Below are 17,785 nucleotides of genomic sequence, written 5' to 3'. Positions count from 1 at the left end.
GCGAGATCTCACTGGAATTGCTTTCTCTCCCTTTTGGAGAAGGCCATTGGTTAGCGAGATCTCACTGGTATTGCTTTCTCTCCCTCCGGGAGAAGGTCATTTGTTAGTGAGATCTCTCTAGAATGGCCTTCTCCCTCCGGGAGAAGGTGCCGGCAGGCGGATGAGGGGATCAGACATTATTCACTAAACTTGGAGTATCATAATATGAAAAATGAGCCATTTAGTATTATTTTTGATAAATAGGAGATTTTTCGCAATCATTCTCTCTTCTCTAGCGTAAGGACGTTAACTGCACCGGAACTTAAACCAATAATGTGAAACTATTGTAACCACTCCTTACATTCCCTATTATAGGCCATTGAACCATAAATGGCTTCTTTGTGAGTATGCGATAATTTGATACTCTGTTTTTAATAACCATGTGTCGTCAGCCAAGGATTGCTTCGTGTTGCGTTTTCTTTTTCCAGTGAGTTTATTTCTAAGCGCGGTTCTTTTATTTAGCATCCAGCCTATGGTTGCCAAGACCATCCTGCCGGTTTATGGTGGAACACCTGCTGTATGGACCGTCTGTATGCTCTTTTTCCAAGGGATTTTGCTCATATCTTATGGATACGTTTGGTTATTGAGCTTTTTTAATAAATCCTTGATCTGGCGTTTGGTTCATACCGCGCTGATTGTGGTAAGTATCATTGCGATTCCACTTTTATTTAAGCCTTCAGAAATGGAAGCATATCCAGAATGGAACATCCTTTATGACTTACTCTCGCAATTGGGTTTGCCTTTATTGATTATTGGGGCATCTGCACCATTGTTACAATTTGCTTACAGTCAAACCACCAGCAAAGGAGCATCAGATCCTTATTACTTATACATAGCCAGTAATTTGGGCAGTTTAATAACTTTGTTGCTTTATCCATGGATTATAGAGCGAGTTTGGGGGATAACTCTTCAATTTCATCTCTGGAGCATTGGGTATCTGGTGTATTTGTTGTTGTTATTGTTTGTTTTATACAGCGCTCGTTATAAACCCTTGGAGCAACACCGTATTGAGACAGGCTCTTTGCCCTGGCGCTCTATGGTGTATTGGGTATTTTTAAGTTTTATTCCGTGTAGCTTGATGTTAGGAGTTACCTTATACATTTCTACTGATGTTGCGGCCACTCCTTTATTTTGGGTGCTGCCTTTAGCCTTGTACTTACTGACCTTTGTTTTAACCTTTACAAGCAAACCATTAATTTCCAATGAATGGATAAAAAGAAATTGTGTTTTTATCCTGGTATTTACTCTTCTTAGTTATATTTTAAAAGCAAATCAGGTTCGAGTCTGGCAGGTGATACTGGCTAATTTGACCAGTTTTTTTGTTTTGGCTCTACTTTGTCATGGGCAGCTGTTCCAGAGAAGACCCAAACCACATTTGTTAACTTTATTTTATTTTTGTTTGGCTCTGGGCGGAGTGCTTGCGGGGATATTCAATGGAATACTCGCTACTCATCTGTTTAATCAAATTTATGAATACCCATTGGCAATCCTGTTGAGCTTGTTTGTTTTGCCTTTGTCCAATTACTCAAAAGATTGGTGGGTACCACTTGTTGTGACCTTCTTGCTTCTTCTGCATTATTTGATACCTCATATTAACTGGTATGCAGGATTTTCAACCTTTCAGATTACTGCGCTTTTGGCTTTGATTGTCATTGTCGTTTATTATAAAAGCAGAGTAAGTCTCATTTTATCCTTGTTTATTTTATTTGCCTTTCTCTATTCTCCTATTTTTCTTGATAACAATATTTTATTGCAACAGCGGAATTTTTTCGGAGTAAAACAAGTATTGGTTAAAGAAAATACTCATGTATTAGTCAGCCAGTCAACGGTGCATGGGTTTCAATTGCTTGGAGAGAAAAAACCGATCAGTGGCTTCAGGGCTTATTATGGTGCGATAAAACCAGTTGTTGAAGCGATGCAACAGGAATCGCATTCCATGTCAGTGACCATATTGGGTCTGGGGGCTGGGACCATGGTCTGTCAATTTAGAGAAACAGACCAATTAAAAGTTATTGAAATTGATCAACAAGTGATTGATTTGGCAAAAAATCCCAAACTGTTTACCTATCTGCGTGACTGCTCGCCCTCAGTGCAGATTATAAAAGATGATGGTCGATTGGCCTTAAATAAAATACCTGATGGTTCGCAACAGCTTATTATTTTGGATGCCTTTAATTCAGACGCAATACCTGTTCATTTAATGACCCTTGAGGCGTTTACCCTGTATAAGAAGAAATTAACTGAAGATGGGGTGATTTTGGTGAATCTGAGTAACCGACATCTTCATTTACTTCCTGTGGTGAATTCAGTAAGCCGTTCTTTGGATATGATGTTGCTCAATCTGGTTCACAAGGGAGATCCCAAGCTTGGGCAGTTTGATTCAGAATGGGCTTTGCTTACCATGAATCAACCATTGGCTTTACAATTGATGAAAGGCACGAATTGGCGTTTTGTCAGTGACAACAATCAGTTTTTATGGACTGATGATTATTCCAACCTGATACCGATGTTGAAATGGTAATAATCCATTCTATGTAAAGCCCATATTTGACTCTGGATCTTGATTGACCGTGGTGCACGCGGTCAATCAGGAATGCAGAATATGAGCTTCATTTGATTAGATCTCGGCAAGGTTTCCTTTAGTTTCCAACCAGATTTTTCTATCACCGGCCCGTTTTTTATTAAGCATCATGTCCATGACCGCTTCTGTTGATTCTTCATCATCCAGGGTTAGTTGTACCAGGCGTCGTGTATTGGGATCCATGGTTGTTTCTCTTAACTGAATGGGATTCATTTCTCCCAGTCCTTTAAATCGCTGCACGTTCACTTTTGCCTTGGATGTCTGATTCAGATGATTGATGATTCGGGTTTTTTCCTCGTCATCCAGAGCATAATGTACTATCTTTCCTGCATCGATCCTATAGAGCGGAGGCATGGCAACAAAAACATGGCCAGCTTTGACCAGTGGTTTGAAATGACGAAGGAAGAGGGCGCATATCAAGGTGGCAATATGGGCACCATCTGAATCCGCATCAGCAAGAATACACAATTTTCCATAGCGAAGACCACTAAGATCGTCTGAACCGGGATCAACGCCTATTGCGACGGATATGTCATGAATTTCCTGAGATGCTAAAACCTGGGATGATTCAACTTCCCAGGAGTTAAGTATCTTGCCTCGTAAAGGTAATATAGCCTGGAAATCTTTATTGCGTGCTTGTTTTGCAGAACCACCGGCCGAATCCCCTTCTACTAAAAATAATTCGGCTTGACTCAAATCGGTTTGTAAGCAATCCGCCAGCTTTCCAGGCAGGGCAGGGCCCTGGCTAACTCGTTTCCTTGCAACCTGCTTGGCTTGTTTCAGACGTTTTTGTGCGCGTTCTATAGCCAAAGTGGCAATTGCTTCACCCTGATTGCGGTGTTGATTTAGCCAGAGAGAAAATGCATCTTTGATGACGTTGGTAACAAAAGCAGCCGTTTGCCGAGAGCTTAGGCGCTCTTTTGTTTGTCCAGCAAACTGGGGTTCTTTCATTTTGACAGACAAAACATACTGGCAGGGTTCCCAAAGATCATCCGCTGTAAGTTTTACGCCACGCGGCAAGAGATTTCTTAATTCACAAAACTCGGCCATTGCATCAAACAAACCAGAGCGTAAACCATTCACATGGGTTCCACCCTGAGCCGTTGGAATCAAATTAACGTAGCTTTCATTCAATGTACTGTTAGCCGCATCCGACCAGACTAATGCCCAGTCAACGGTTGCTTCATCGCTTTTAAATTCACCGGCAAAGGGCTCTTCAGGTAAGTAATCATCAGGCAGGGTTTGGCTTAAGTAATCCGTTAAACCTTGTTCGTAACACCAGTGCGTTTCTTCATTGGTTGCCTTGTTAATGAAGGTCATTGAAAGGCCAGTGCATAATACTGCCTTGGCTCTTAAGACATGGGTAAGATGTTTTAAAGAGATTTTAGTCGTGTCAAAATATTTTGCATTGGGCCAGAAACGAATAATCGTGCCCGTATCTCTTTTTTTAGTTACGCCAGTTTCATTGAGTTCACAGAGTTTGTCGCCATTGGCAAAAGACATTTGATAGATTATGCCATTTCGTTTAATGGTGACATCAAGCCGTTCAGACAAGGCATTAACAACCGATACTCCTACCCCATGGAGTCCACCGGAAAAGCTGTAGTTTTTATCAGAAAATTTTCCGCCAGCATGTAATCGGGTCATGATGACTTCGACACCACTAAGACCCAACTGAGGATGCAGATCAACCGGCATGCCTCTTCCATTATCTTCCACTTCAATTGAACCGTCTTCATGAAGGGTAACTGTGATATGGCTAGCAAAGCCTGCAAGTACTTCATCCACGCTATTATCAATGACTTCCTGAGCCAGATGATTTGGACGTGTTGTGTCGGTATACATACCCGGACGACGTTGAACAGGCTCAAGACCACTTAAGACCTCAATCGCTTCCGCAGTGTAGTTTTCAGACATAGGTATTCACTCAAATTTAAACTAGAACTATTTTAGCATACTACATTTGGGAACAGGGGGGGATAGGCTCAATTTCAAAAAAAAAACTGATCTTTTAATCTAATATCCCTTGAAAAACACATCATCGTGAGCTTGCTCTTGAAGATAGTGTTCAATCGTTTGCTTGGTATGTTCGCTAATTGGAGGTAACGTATTCAACTTTTTAGATGCTCATTAGGGGCTCTTGCCATTTCATTATTTTCAAGCCTACTTTTCGCGACTTGAATTGTCTACAGCTCCTAATGACAACAAAAAATTAATGTTGTCCAAAATGGGATCTACATACATAATAGAACTTCATCTAGAAACTCCAGATTTAATAATAATAATGAAAATTTTGGTTATTCAGCATAAAAAAATTGGTGATGTTTTACTAAGTAGTGTGATTTGCAACAATTTAAAAAAAATAATACCTAACGCAGAAATTCATTATTTAATTAATAGAGAAGCGTTACCAGTAATAGAAGGAAATCCTAATATCAATCAAGCAATTACAATCCATCCTGAGCATAGGGCAAGTGTACGGGCTTTTATAAAATTTGCTCTGCAAATACGGCTCCAACGATATGATGTTGTGATTGATGCTTATACTAAATTGGAGAGTTGGATTATTGTTTTGCTTTGCGGAGCAAAACGTCGCATCTCATATAAAAAAAAATACAGAACTTTTCTTTATACAGATAATATTCCCAGAGAATCTGTTAAAGTTAACCAACACGGGCGAATGATAGATTTAAAACTTCTTTTACTTCAACCCTTTTTAAATAATAGGTTGCCTGAGCGCTTTCCCAAAATATATCTTTCTGAACATGAAAAACAAAATGCAGCATTTTTATTTAAAAAACACGGTATTCCGTCTAAAAAAAGTCTCATGTTGAATATTGTTGGAAGTTGTCCACTTAAAACCTACCCCCTGGAATACATGGCAACACTTGTAAATCAAATAGCAGGCCAGGTGGATGTTAATATTTTATTTAATTTTTTACCTCATCAAAAAGATACAGCACAAAAAATTTATGATTTATGCAATGATAAAGCAAAAGAAAATATATTCTTTGAGTTATCGAATTATGATTTAAGAACATTTATTTCAATCATGAATCAATGTGATGCAATCATAGGAAATGAAGGGGGCGCAATACATATAGCAAAAGCATTGAATAAGTCTTCATTTACAATTTTTTCTCCCTGGATATGCAGACACGATTGGTCGACCTTCGAAGATGATTTTTATCATGTCGCAGTTCATCTTGACGACTTTAAACCGGATTTATATCAAAATACCCCTAAACATTTATACAAAGATCAAACTGTGGATCTTTTTAAAGAACTTAAACCAGAATTAATCTGGCCGAAATTAAGTTCCTATGTCGCCAATCACTTTGGCAATATGCAAAATGCAGATTAGGGTCTGTTGACAATTCAAGTATCGACGTCCCGCGACGTGTTCGCGGGATCCAATTCACTCTTTATAGGCGCAATATATTCTTGTTTTGCGCACGATCTATCGATTCCGCGAACAAGTCGCTGAAAATAGGCTTGAATATAATAAAAATGTCAACAGCCCATAGAGAGAAGGGGTTAAATGATTACAAAAAACCATTCGTTGAAGCAGCACTTTTCAAGTTTATTATAGTAAAAGCAGCATCTGGTTTATTGGGATTATTAGGCTGATCAATTTTACGGGGATGTGATTGATCTTCTGATAAATTATAATTTGTTACCAGTGCTTTATTAATATAACTTAGCTCAATAACATTAGGTATTGTACCTAGCGATTTTGTTGTTGAAAAACCGGTACTCGTAGCATAATTATTGCCATGAACGTGAATTAATACAAAGTGTTTTTCTAACTGTTTTAATAATGTGATGGCATTTTGCACGCTTCTTGCGTCATTAAAATGAATCTCTAGAGCAATACCAGTAACATTATCTTTATGCTTCATAATTCCTGAAAAAGCATCATACTCTGCCCCTTCTATATCCATCTTTATAAATAGTTTTTTACCCTCTATTTTCAAGTTATCTACCTGTTCAGCAAAAGAAGTTACTTTATGATTCGTATTGGCTGGTTTATATAAAAAAGCATCACTCACGATACACTCTTTTACCAGAGTAAATAATTTACTTTTGCTCTTTATATACTCAACACCACAATCAAAGCCATAAGACGGCTTGTTATAAATTAATGAGAAATAATCTTCAAAACTGTTATCTTTATGTATACCGTAACCTAAAAGCACATCAGCTTGTTTTAAAGCTTTTACAGCGGCTAAGTAACCTCCATCATTTTCTTTTCCATGACGGACTAATTCCAAAGGTCCATTTTCATCACGAGCAGAATAGACCTTTAAAAGCTCAACCAGATTTTCATGAAGAGGCGCTAATAGATAATTTTGTATCTGAAAAGTTTGCTGTTGCAGTTGTGAAATTTTTTTATTTAATACTTTATTTGATATTATTAATAATATAATAATCGTAATACTGAAACAGATACAAAGAATACTGAAAAGATTTGATTTAATTGTTTTCAAGATATAAGACGCAGGTAAATTGAAGTTAAGCTTAGAATACAAACGTCCAGTATACTACTGACCATCCAAGATATGCAAGTTTAAGATATTTAAAAAGAAATTATCCTCCATATTCAAACTGTAGATTATATTAATTAAGGTGACCACGGCACAATACCACGGCTGTCCCATTAAAAATGTGACGTCTTTCCGAGCGTGGCGAGGAATCTCCTGCAAATTGGCACAATCTGAATTAATGCATTAATTATCATTACCTTTTAAACTCTTTTTTTTACAAGGAATTTAATGATGTCATCAGAAGATGTACCTGGATTTTTATATCATTTCGACTGATATGATTTTAATGGCCGCATTTTAATGGGATCGTGCAACCTTGCAGGAGATTCCTCGCCACGCTCGGAAAGACGTCATATTTTTAATGGGACGGCCGTGGGCACAATATAGAGGATTAGAAAGCACTCAAACTCAAGCCTATTTTGCTGCTTTGACTTTAAATGTTAAGAGATTGATATTTTTTTATTCTTTACGAAATAGCACCAATTTTGATCCAACTTTTATAAGTTATAAAGAAGTTACAATTCCCAATCTGGGTAGAATCAAAAGTATGGATTAGATTTTGTCGCCATAATCCTGTTCTTTATTGCCAGTTAAACCGTTCTCTTGTTACAGTGTAAGATTATGACTTCGTGACTTCTCGCATGCAAAATACTGCTGAAATTAATCAATTATCTGTTGCTTTTAAAAGCCCGGCTAAAACAGTTGTGGCTTTGGATAAGGTCAGTTTTAATTTATCTCCGGGCGAGACTCTGGTTTTATTGGGAGAATCCGGGTGTGGTAAATCGCTCACATCATTGGCTTTAATGCGTCTTTTACCTAAAGCAGGCGTGTATGGTTTAGAGAGCCAGATTCATGTTAATGGTGAGGACATATTAAATTTACCAGAGCACCTGATGAGGCAATTAAGAGGCCGTCGGCTGGCCATGATTTTTCAGGAACCCATGACCGCTTTAAATCCAGTAATGACCATTGGGGAACAGATTTCAGAAGTTTTAATAAGGCATCACCAACTGAACTCAAATGAAGTTAAAGAGGCGTTGATTTCATTGTTGACTGAGGTCGAAATGCCTCAACCGCATCATCGAATTCATCAATATCCTCATCAGTTATCTGGTGGACAAAAGCAACGGGTGGTGATTGCCATGGCTTTGGCATGCAATCCTGATATTTTAGTTGCGGATGAACCCACTACCGCCCTGGATGTCACTATTCAGGCTCAAATTTTGGCTTTATTAAAAAAATTGCAAAAGAAACATCAAATGAGTTTGTTATTAATTACTCATGACCTGGGGGTGGCCAAGGCAATGGCTGATCGAGTGTGTGTGATGTATGCAGGCCAAGTGGTCGAGCAAGCAGGAGTTACTGATTTTTTTACCCAAATAAGCCACCCTTATGTTCAGCAATTGATGGCTTCTTTACCTTCTTTTGCCAAAAGAAAAGAAAAATTGTCCATTATTAGCGGCAGTGTTCCAACCCTGGATGCTTTGCCTTCCGGCTGCAGATTTCATCCTCGTTGTATCTATGCCTTTGAGCGATGTCGTAAAGAAGAACCGCAATTACAAACGATTGATCACAGAGAGCTTCGATGTCATTTATATCCTGAATTGAAACAATTACCCCAGTTGGAGAAGGACAGCACCGTATGGAACGTTTCGGACAGAACGGCGGAGACTATTTTTACGGTGACTGATTTATCGATCCATTTTGTTCATAAAAAAGGATTATTCAGTCGAAACAAGACCGTATTTAAGGCAGTTGATGGCCTCAGTTTCACACTTCAGCAAGGCAAAACTTTGGCGCTGGTAGGCGAATCTGGTTGCGGAAAAACAACTGCAAGCCGTGCATTATTACGTTTGATCCCCGTATTTGGCGGCGAAATCAATTATCGAGATATTGACGTGCTTGCTCTTGGGGGCAGCGCTCTAAGGCGATATAGAAAAAAAGTCCAAATTATATTTCAGGATCCTTTTTCATCAATGAATCCGCGAATGACCGTAGGAGAGATCATTGCTGAAGGCATGCATGCCCAGGGTATGAACTCGTCATTAATTTCCCGCAGACAAAAACAATTGATCCAGCAAGTGAATTTACCCAGCACCAGCCTGCACCGTTATCCACATCAGTTTTCTGGGGGACAGCGGCAGCGTATTTGTATTGCCAGAGCCTTGGCCACAGAGCCGGATGTATTGATTTGCGACGAGCCTACAAGCGCATTGGATGTGTCTGTTCAGGCGCAAATTCTGAATTTATTGAAGGAATTGCAACAGGAAACAGGCATATCCTATCTGTTTATAACCCACAATATGGGGGTTGTGTCCTATATTGCGGATGAAGTATTAGTAATGAAAGAGGGAGTGGCGGTTGAATACGGACAATGCGCCACCATTTTACAACACCCGGAACATTCTTATACCCGTCAATTATTAGCTGCTGTTTTAGATGTAGTTTAGGTCTCTTCAGGTTTTCTTAAGTATTAATGTGCTATATTTTGAGCAATAAATTAAATTAGATTATGATGCGAATAATCTAAATTTGAGGAGATTTTGTTGCATGAAGAGCCCTGTCGAACGGTTAGTGTCAAAGAACGTTGCTGAGTTCGTTGAACAATTAGAAATACTAAATCAACAAGACAAGACTCTTTCAGAGGAGCAAAAGCTTACGGTTAAAATATTAATTTCTTTTGGAAAAGAGGCCACTGAGAATCAATTTGAATTGTTACAAGAGTTAAAAGAGCATCTCAATACCCATCGAGTTCTATTGAGGGATATCGCCGGTCTTTTTGATTATCCTCCTTTTCCGGATTTAAATGAATTTTCCATCCAGTTGCGTCGTAAAGACTCATTGCAACTTCAATCCTATATTGACTCTTTTGATAAAGATCCTAAAGCTGGTCGTGATTTTAAAGGCAGTAGAGGACGAATCGCTCAATTAACCAATGAAATTCTCGAAGAACAGTTTGATACTACTAAACTGAGTCGTGTTGTGGCAAAAATCCAAAATCTTGGCGATGGTTCACTTTTGTCAGCAGCACAGCAATTTAATCTGGTTCAACAGGTCGTTTATATTAATGCTATTGGCCGAGAATGTCCTTTAAATGTTAGCAGAAGATCCTATTCTGATTTAACTTCATTGAGCAGAGCACAGTTGCGTCAGCTGTCTGATTTGTTTATTGAACGAGTGAATGATCCTTCATTGGGTGCTCAAGAACGCATTAATGCCCAACTCAATTTGATTGCAGTGATGCGAGAGCAATATTTTCGTTGTACCGGTACATTCCTGAATACAACACAAATTGTTTCTATCTTGTTGTCTTTAAACCAGTTGCAACATAATCGATGTGTTGAATTGCCTCCAGATGAAAATCAAAGGGACACCAAAGTCTTTCTTGCTGCGTTGCAATGGATTTTTGTTCAGAATAATGAAACAGACGTATCTAACGAATTGCTCGTTAAAGAATATAAAGCCACAGATATAAAAGACTTTTTTAAATTTATTGGAATACCAGCGCACGAGCTGAATGAATTGGAATCAGAAGAGCAGAATACTGAAGCAGTATTTAAACCTGAAATAGTCGGTTTAAGTCACAATGTGGATGTAGAACTAGCCTTTCGAGTCCCTTCGCATCACCGCGCTTCTCACAAGGAACCTGTTTCCGAACAGAAGACTTACAGTCTTGAATATTTACAAAAGATACATCTTGGACTGAATGCGGCGAAACATGGACAACCTATAGTGATAATCGCCAAGGATGCCGAGCATGCTTTGGCTTTAAACAAGCAATTAGTTGAATATTTTAAAAGCACAGCAACTTCATATGAAATAAAGACTTTTACAGGTGTTGAGCCTGCAGAAAGACGACATCAGTGGTTTAAGAGTAAAGCAGTCAAGGCGCCAAGAATTGCCATTACTGTTCCTTACCTGGCCAATTCAGGCGAATTTAAAACGGTTCATTCCAAAGGGTGTCTGGCTATTCAATCTTATTTAAGTAAATCAGGTGAGGCACGAAAGATTCTTGATAATCTTTCCGGCTTTGGTAAACCGAGTCAATTTTATGCAATTCATGAAGAGAATGGCATCGTTTCCTCTCTTAACAGTTCGATAAATTCAAATCAGGATAAAGACAAGTTATTAAAAGACGTGCATGAAAATCGCAGGGACAGGAAGCAGGAAAAAGCAATAGAGCGTTATTATATTCAATCAGTCAACACCATCCAAAGAGTTGTACTGGAGCAGTTTGTTCATTGGCAGGAACTGTTACATCAAATTCATCCGCGTGCGGAATGGAAACAATTGGATTCTGAGCTGTCCCTTATCCAGCAGGATTTAATAAGAACACTCGAGTTGCAATGGAAGCTGATTTTAAAAGAAAGTAATCCCGAAGGCGTTTTTTCCAATCCTTATATTCGACGTTCTTCCAGTAAGCATCTGGATACTCAAACTTTAGATACCGCTCTGAGTGATTATGAGAGTCAAGTTGAGAGTATTTGGAACAGTACTCGGCATGAACTTAAAGAAAAAGCTGCGATTAAAGTCATTCCGGATTCGGTTAATGCATTACGTATAAAGTACCTCGATCAACTCACGTTAAGTGAGCAGTTGAATCGTAATAAATTAGCTACCCGTGAAAATATTAAATTCATTCAGCATGAAAAACGAAAAGTAAACCGCATGGTTAAATCAGCGCTTGATGTTAATGGCGCGATGCTCAAATATTCTGATGGTGCTATACAGCAATACAGGCAACCATTTATTCAGTATCAAATCAAATTGCTCGCAAATGATATGATTAATCAAATCAATCAATCTTCATTAAGCTCCAGTGTTAAAAAGGTTTTGGTTGAACGGACAAATAACGCGGATAACTTATTGTCTCTTGAGTTGATTTTAATTGATTACGAAGAGCGATGGTTAAGTGCTGAGCATAATTTTGAAAAATATCGTATGCAGCCTGTTATAAACGACTTACTACGAGTACATCAACAATCGGGTGCTGCGCTGAACCCGGAACTTCAGACTATAAAAGACATCTATTTGAATAATGTGGTTAATGATGTGGTCCAAAAGCTGGAGGATTCACTGTCCTGGGCAAAAGAAGAAAACAGAGGGTTTTGGTATCTTTTGGAACGCTCTGCCGCAACCCGTGCAGCGAATGACTTACTTCTTGCGATAGAAGGAATAAAACGTTCTACTGATCCCTTGTTGCAAAAATCAGCATTAAATAATCTGTTTAAAAAATTAAGTCAACATCAGGCTCAACTCGAAGGGGTGTGGTTGTTTTCATTTGGTCATAAAAATATTCGTGATACGATTAATCAAACATTGAATACTTTGAATGAATTAACTGTGATTGGCAGTGATAAGGATGAACTGGATCTTGGATTTATAAATCAGTGCAAAGAGGAAGCACACAGTGAGGTAGTAAAAGAACAATTCAGAAAAGTTATACGAGAGTTGGAAGCGCGGAATAGTCCCTGGTTAAAAGACAATAAAGATTGGCAGGAAATTATTCAAAATCTTAATGTGATTCGAGGTGAAAACGCCTCTCTTTATGCAATTGCTGAAATGCAGCATTGTGTTGTTTTGAAATGTGAAGAACTCAGTCAATCTAAATCTAAAATTGTGAATCCTTTGATCCATCTAAGAGGAACATTGCGCAGTCTTTGGAATGAAATTTCACATCAACATTATGACTTATTGAATGAATCACAACATGTTGTGATTAAAAAAGAACAGATTAAAAAGGACCTTGATGGACTCGCAGGTTTTAAAACGAATGATGTTGATTTAATCGTGGGAAGTAATGGAAACACTGAATACTTTGATTTGATAGTCAGAGGCTCAGGGGACCTCCCATTATTAAACGATTTCATTCGTTATAATTCACAAGTGACTCAGATGCAAAGTGACTTGTCCCAGTTAAACAAGCAGCTTGAATTACCATTAGTCAGACATATAACCCTTGTAAAACTGCGTGATGAACAACTTAAATTACTTAAAGAAGGCAAAACGAGTCGGATAGACGTTGCGTTATTTCCTGAAGAATTGCAGAGCACGATAAGAACAGTTTTAGAACTACAAGAATATGCTTCTGGAACTACACCTCAACAGTTAATTAATTTCCCTAAAGAAATACAAAATCATTACTTTGATAAAGAGGTAATTAATTCCCTGGATTTGAACCGCTTTTTGGATAAATCAGTGGTAGACCCATTGGAAATCAGCCATGTTATAGCGCATCTTGGTACAATAAAAGATTCCAATTTAAGAGCTGACTTAATTGAATTGTTTAAAAAGATTCATCCTGAGAAGGTAGAACCAGCAAGTTCAATATGGTCACCCAAAACATGGATATCTGGTGTTGCTTCATTTATAACCAGTCCATTTCAATTGGTTGAGACCGAGCAGGATTTGAACTATCAATTAGCAGAATTACGAACAAGGCCTGATTGTCATTTGGGAGAATATTTATCTGCATCCATTCAGCAACACCTGACCAGTTTAACTAAAGAATTAGACCGTCAAATTGCTGATGAGGCTAAAAAGATAGATGTTCTTCATGAGAAAATAGACTTCACCAAAGAACGTATTGCAGATGAAAAGAACAAGGGAGGAGTATTCATTCGTCGATTTGCTTCCATTAGTCATCTATATGATTTTGAACGTGATTTAAGACAATATAAAGCAGAACATCCTGAAATTGATGTGGCGGTCGAGCTTAATTCTGATGAAGATGTATTGGCCTCTGACGAATTGTACGAATTGAATCATGACGAGTTGAATCATCATCAAGGGGCATTTGAGTTCAAGCTGTAAATCCAGTTATTTGCGGCTGAGCTTTATGATGCTTTTGACCTGTCAACAGCCCCTAAATCAAACGAAGCTTTTGATTTTAAAGTACTAATATCGTACTATCATGGGATAGGAACAGCTACTATATAGCTGTTCTATAGATTTGCCTGTACACTCAATTTAAATTTCAATAAATGGCATAAGGATCTTGACTGTGCGCGGAATAAAGGGATGTTTTTTTAAAACAGTGCTCTGTGCCGCTACCTTATTAATTATCTTTTTGTCCAGTGTGCAAGCCGCCAAGCCTTTATGGACTTTTGCCCCGCAAACACCAATCGATCTTACAGTATATAAAGGCAGCAATGCGCAGGTCATCTACACGGTGAAAAATCAATCGACCAGTCCTAAAAATCTGGTGATGAAACAGATTCCAGGAATATCGCAAAGCCAACCCTGCCAGCTTCCTGCTAATGGAACCTGTACATTAATCCTTAACATCAATGGTTCTACTCTGCAAGGTGACGTGCTTGGAGGACCTATTTTATGCCAGCAAGGTAATAACTTGATGTGTTACAGGCCGAGTGAGACTGATGAGTTACGTATTCGTCTGACAAATCAACCGCCATCTCCACCGCCACCACCACCTCCACCGCCTGCTTATTACACCGTGATTCCCTTGGCTGGTGCTAACGGAGTCATTGATCCAGTAGTGGATCAAGTGGTTCTTTCCGGATCAAATATAGCGTTTACTGCAACCCCGGATGCCAATTTTTTAGTCGATCAATGGTTACTGGATGGTAATGTCGTTCAAAATGGCGGTACCAGTTATCAGCTCATTAATATTCAGGCCAATCATACTGTAGAGGTAATTTTTACTCCCGTAAAATACACCATCACACCTTCGGCGGGGACGAACGGAGCCATTTCTCCTGCAGTGCCTCAGTTGGTTAATTACGGATCCAGTATTTCGTTTACCGCAACTCCCGATGCTTATTTTGGCGTTGATCAATGGCTACTTGATGGGAACGTAGTTCAAAATGGCGGCACCACCTACCAGTTGAACACAGTTCAAGCCGATCACACGATTGAGGTGACTTTTAATCAGACCACATTGTCTCCATTAACCTCAAATCTGACCTTATCCATCAACAGTCCCTTACCCACATCTGATCCGGCATTAACCCTTACTCCACGCATCATCCGAATTCGGAATACAGGAAGTATAACTGCTACAAATCTTCAGGTGAGCTCAACCGCATTTCCATCAGGATCTTCAATATCGAGTAATACCTGTACTGGCACTCTGATCTCGAATGCAACCTGCGACATCACGATTACTCCTGGAGCTACTGCAAGTCCTGATGCCACTGCCATTTCTTGCAATACATCACCTGGAAGAACCCCTGTGCCTACTGTAGTGACGGTCAGTGCGGATAATGCCACACCAATCGACATTAATGTATTGATATTGGGCTATGGTTGTATTTATCAGGGAGGATATTTATTCACAGTAGATAATACTACTTCAAATACGGGGAGTATTGGCGGGAAAGTGGCAGCATTACTCGATGAGCCATTCCCATATGCGTGGGCGACATTATTCAACGACACCCTGGCAAACAGTCTTCTGGATGGATTAACCAATTCCAATTCTCTTGTAACTCCAGTTGGTCAATATCCAGCGGCGCAAATCTGTCTCAATAAGATAGACCAAGGATATACAGATTGGTATCTGCCCGCGATTTGTGAGTTGGGTCGTTATGTAGGTATTAATACCAATGCTGGCTGTGGGAATTTCAGACCCAACTTATACGCAACACTGTCTTTGAAAAATTTAGGTGGTTTTGTGACTTCTATTTATTGGAGTTCATCCGAGTATGTTCTTAATGCTCAATTCAGCGCCTGGGCGCAGTACTTTGGCTTTGGAGACCAGTTTTTCAACAGTAAGACCATCAGTAGTAGCGTACGGTGTATTCGGGTTTTTGTCCCTTAAGCTGGTGTTTACTGTATATTGAGGCAGCTTGGCTGCCTCAATATAATTGACAGGACTTTTCTTTTTATCCTTTAATCGAACAGACTGAGTATGAAATCAATGACATTATCTTTGTTTATCTGCTGTGATTCTTGAGCTGACCGTGCCTTGTATTCAACACAATCCTGATCCAGGTTGCGATCGCTGACAACCAGACGATGCGGTATACCAATTAAATCGTTGTCAGCAAAGAGAACGCCAGGTCTTTCATTGCGATCATCCAATAAGACGTCCAAACCTGAATTAGAACACTGTTGGTATAAATACTCTGCATACTCAGATACCTTCTGGGATCTTTGCCCATTTATCGGGATAATGACCAGTTGGAATGGGGCAATGGCTTGGGGCCAGATAATGCCATGTTCATCGTGGTGTTGTTCTATCGCGGCTGCAACCACACGACTAATCCCTAATCCATAACATCCCATCAGCATGGTCTGTAATTGTCCTTGTTCATTAAGTACTGCTGCATTCATGGCTTTGGCGTATTTGTCGCCTAACTGGAATACATGTCCAACCTCTATACCACGGCATGAGTGCAGCTTGCCTTTTCCATCCGGACTTGCATCGCCTTCTTTTACATTGCGTAAATCAAAGGCTTCAGTGCAAGTGGCATCTCTATCCCAGGCTGCGTGGATGTAATGTTTGTCTGTCTGATTGGCACCACAGATGAATGAGCTCATGGCCAAGGCATGGTGATCGGCAATCACGGGTATACTCAGATTCACTGGTCCCAGGGAACCAACCGGAGCATTAAGGGATTTCTGGATCGTTTCTTCATCGATGAAAATCAAAGGTGAGTGCACCATCGGGTGTTTTATTGCCTTCACTTCATTGAGTTCGTCGTCACCTCTTAAAACCAAAGCGACCATAGGATGATCTGTACCTTGGACAATTAATGTTTTAATTGTTTCTTTAGCATCGACTTTTAAAAATTGCGCTACATCCGCTATGGTTTTTTGATTTGGCGTATCAACCAGTTCCATCGATTTGCTTGTAATACCGTTTGTTTTAGCCGGTATTAAACTGGTGGCTTGTTCAATGTTTGCCGCATAATCACTGCTGTCGCTATAAAATATTAAATCTTCGCCTGAATCGGCCAGTACCTGAAATTCGTGGGATGCAGAGCCACCAATAGCTCCAGTATCTGCTTCTACAGCGCGGAATTTTAAGCCCATACGATTAAATATCCGGCTGTAGGCCTGATACATGTTTTCATAGGTAGCCTGCAAACTTTCCATACTCAAATGAAAAGAGTAGGCATCTTTCATAATGAACTCTCGAGCGCGCATAACACCGAATCGTGGTCTGATTTCATCACGAAATTTAGTCTGAATTTGATAAAAATTAGCAGGAAGTTGTTTGTAGGAGCGAAGTTCGTTGCGCATAATATCGGTGATTACTTCCTCATGCGTTGGGCCAAAGCAATACTCCCGTTCATTGCTGTCGCGCATGGTCAGTAATTGACCGCCAAAAGTCTCCCATCGGCCTGTTTCTTGCCATAATTCTGCAGGTTGTACCGCTGGCATCAAGACCTCCATGGCATGAGTTTTGTTCATTTCTTCGCGAACAATATTTTCAATTTTACGCAGTACTTTAAGACCTAATGGCATCCATGTGTAAAGGCCGGAGCCTAGCTTACGAATCATACCTGCTCTGAGCATTAGTTGATGGGATGTGATTTCAGCATCACTTGGCGTCTCTTTTTGGGTCGCTAAAAACCATTGGGATGCACGCATTTCAGCTCCTGGAGTAGTCTAAATTCTATTTGGTGGGTTATTATATACTTATCATGAG

General features: G+C 39.5%; 8 protein-coding genes. 5 read left to right on the top strand and 3 right to left on the bottom strand.

What is annotated here, in order from left to right:
* The first annotated feature begins 445 nt into the window (after positions 1-445).
* On the top strand, positions 446-2,560 hold the full coding sequence (locus ELY21_RS02055; protein WP_199741613.1) for a fused MFS/spermidine synthase: 2,115 nt from the start codon (positions 446-448) through the stop codon (positions 2,558-2,560).
* A gap of 96 nt (positions 2,561-2,656) precedes the next feature.
* On the opposite strand, the gene parE is transcribed toward ELY21_RS02055, so the two are convergent.
* A complete protein-coding gene (gene parE, locus ELY21_RS02050) occupies positions 2,657-4,537 on the bottom strand; it encodes a DNA topoisomerase IV subunit B (protein ID WP_127106427.1) in 1,881 nt (626 codons plus the stop codon).
* Between the two features lie 265 nt (positions 4,538-4,802).
* Here parE and ELY21_RS02045 point away from each other — a divergent pair, with 265 nt between their 5' ends.
* Positions 4,803-5,984 (top strand): glycosyltransferase family 9 protein, encoded by a 1,182-nt coding sequence (locus ELY21_RS02045; protein WP_233588636.1) that lies wholly within the window; start codon positions 4,803-4,805, stop codon positions 5,982-5,984.
* Positions 5,985-6,165: 181 nt separating this feature from the next.
* Here ELY21_RS02045 and ELY21_RS02040 read toward each other — a convergent pair whose 3' ends face one another.
* Complete coding sequence (locus ELY21_RS02040; protein WP_127106425.1) at positions 6,166-7,110, bottom strand: FkbM family methyltransferase; 945 nt, start codon at positions 7,108-7,110, stop codon at positions 6,166-6,168.
* 698 nt (positions 7,111-7,808) lie between these two features.
* Here ELY21_RS02040 and ELY21_RS02035 point away from each other — a divergent pair.
* The 3 genes from ELY21_RS02035 (at position 7,809) to ELY21_RS02025 (ending at position 15,949) form a co-directional block, all read left to right on the top strand.
* Entirely contained in the window at positions 7,809-9,617 is a 1,809-nt protein-coding gene (locus ELY21_RS02035; protein WP_199741612.1) for an ABC transporter ATP-binding protein, read from the top strand.
* Positions 9,618-9,717: 100 nt separating this feature from the next.
* On the top strand, positions 9,718-13,980 hold the full coding sequence (locus ELY21_RS02030) for a hypothetical protein (RefSeq protein WP_127106421.1): 4,263 nt from the start codon (positions 9,718-9,720) through the stop codon (positions 13,978-13,980).
* Positions 13,981-14,170: 190 nt separating this feature from the next.
* Entirely contained in the window at positions 14,171-15,949 is a 1,779-nt protein-coding gene (locus ELY21_RS02025; protein WP_233588635.1) for a DUF1566 domain-containing protein, read from the top strand.
* Between the two features lie 71 nt (positions 15,950-16,020).
* Here the strand turns inward: ELY21_RS02025 and ELY21_RS02020 are convergent, their stop codons facing one another.
* Positions 16,021-17,727, bottom strand: coding sequence for a proline--tRNA ligase (locus ELY21_RS02020; protein WP_127106419.1), 1,707 nt, complete (start codon positions 17,725-17,727; stop codon positions 16,021-16,023).
* Positions 17,728-17,785: the final 58 nt, after the last annotated feature.

Source organism: Legionella sp. km535 (genome assembly GCF_003990085.1).
GTDB lineage: Bacteria > Pseudomonadota > Gammaproteobacteria > Legionellales > Legionellaceae > Legionella > Legionella moravica.
The sequence above is the reverse complement of the archived record's forward strand: the minus strand, read 5'-3'. Positions and strand labels throughout refer to the sequence as shown.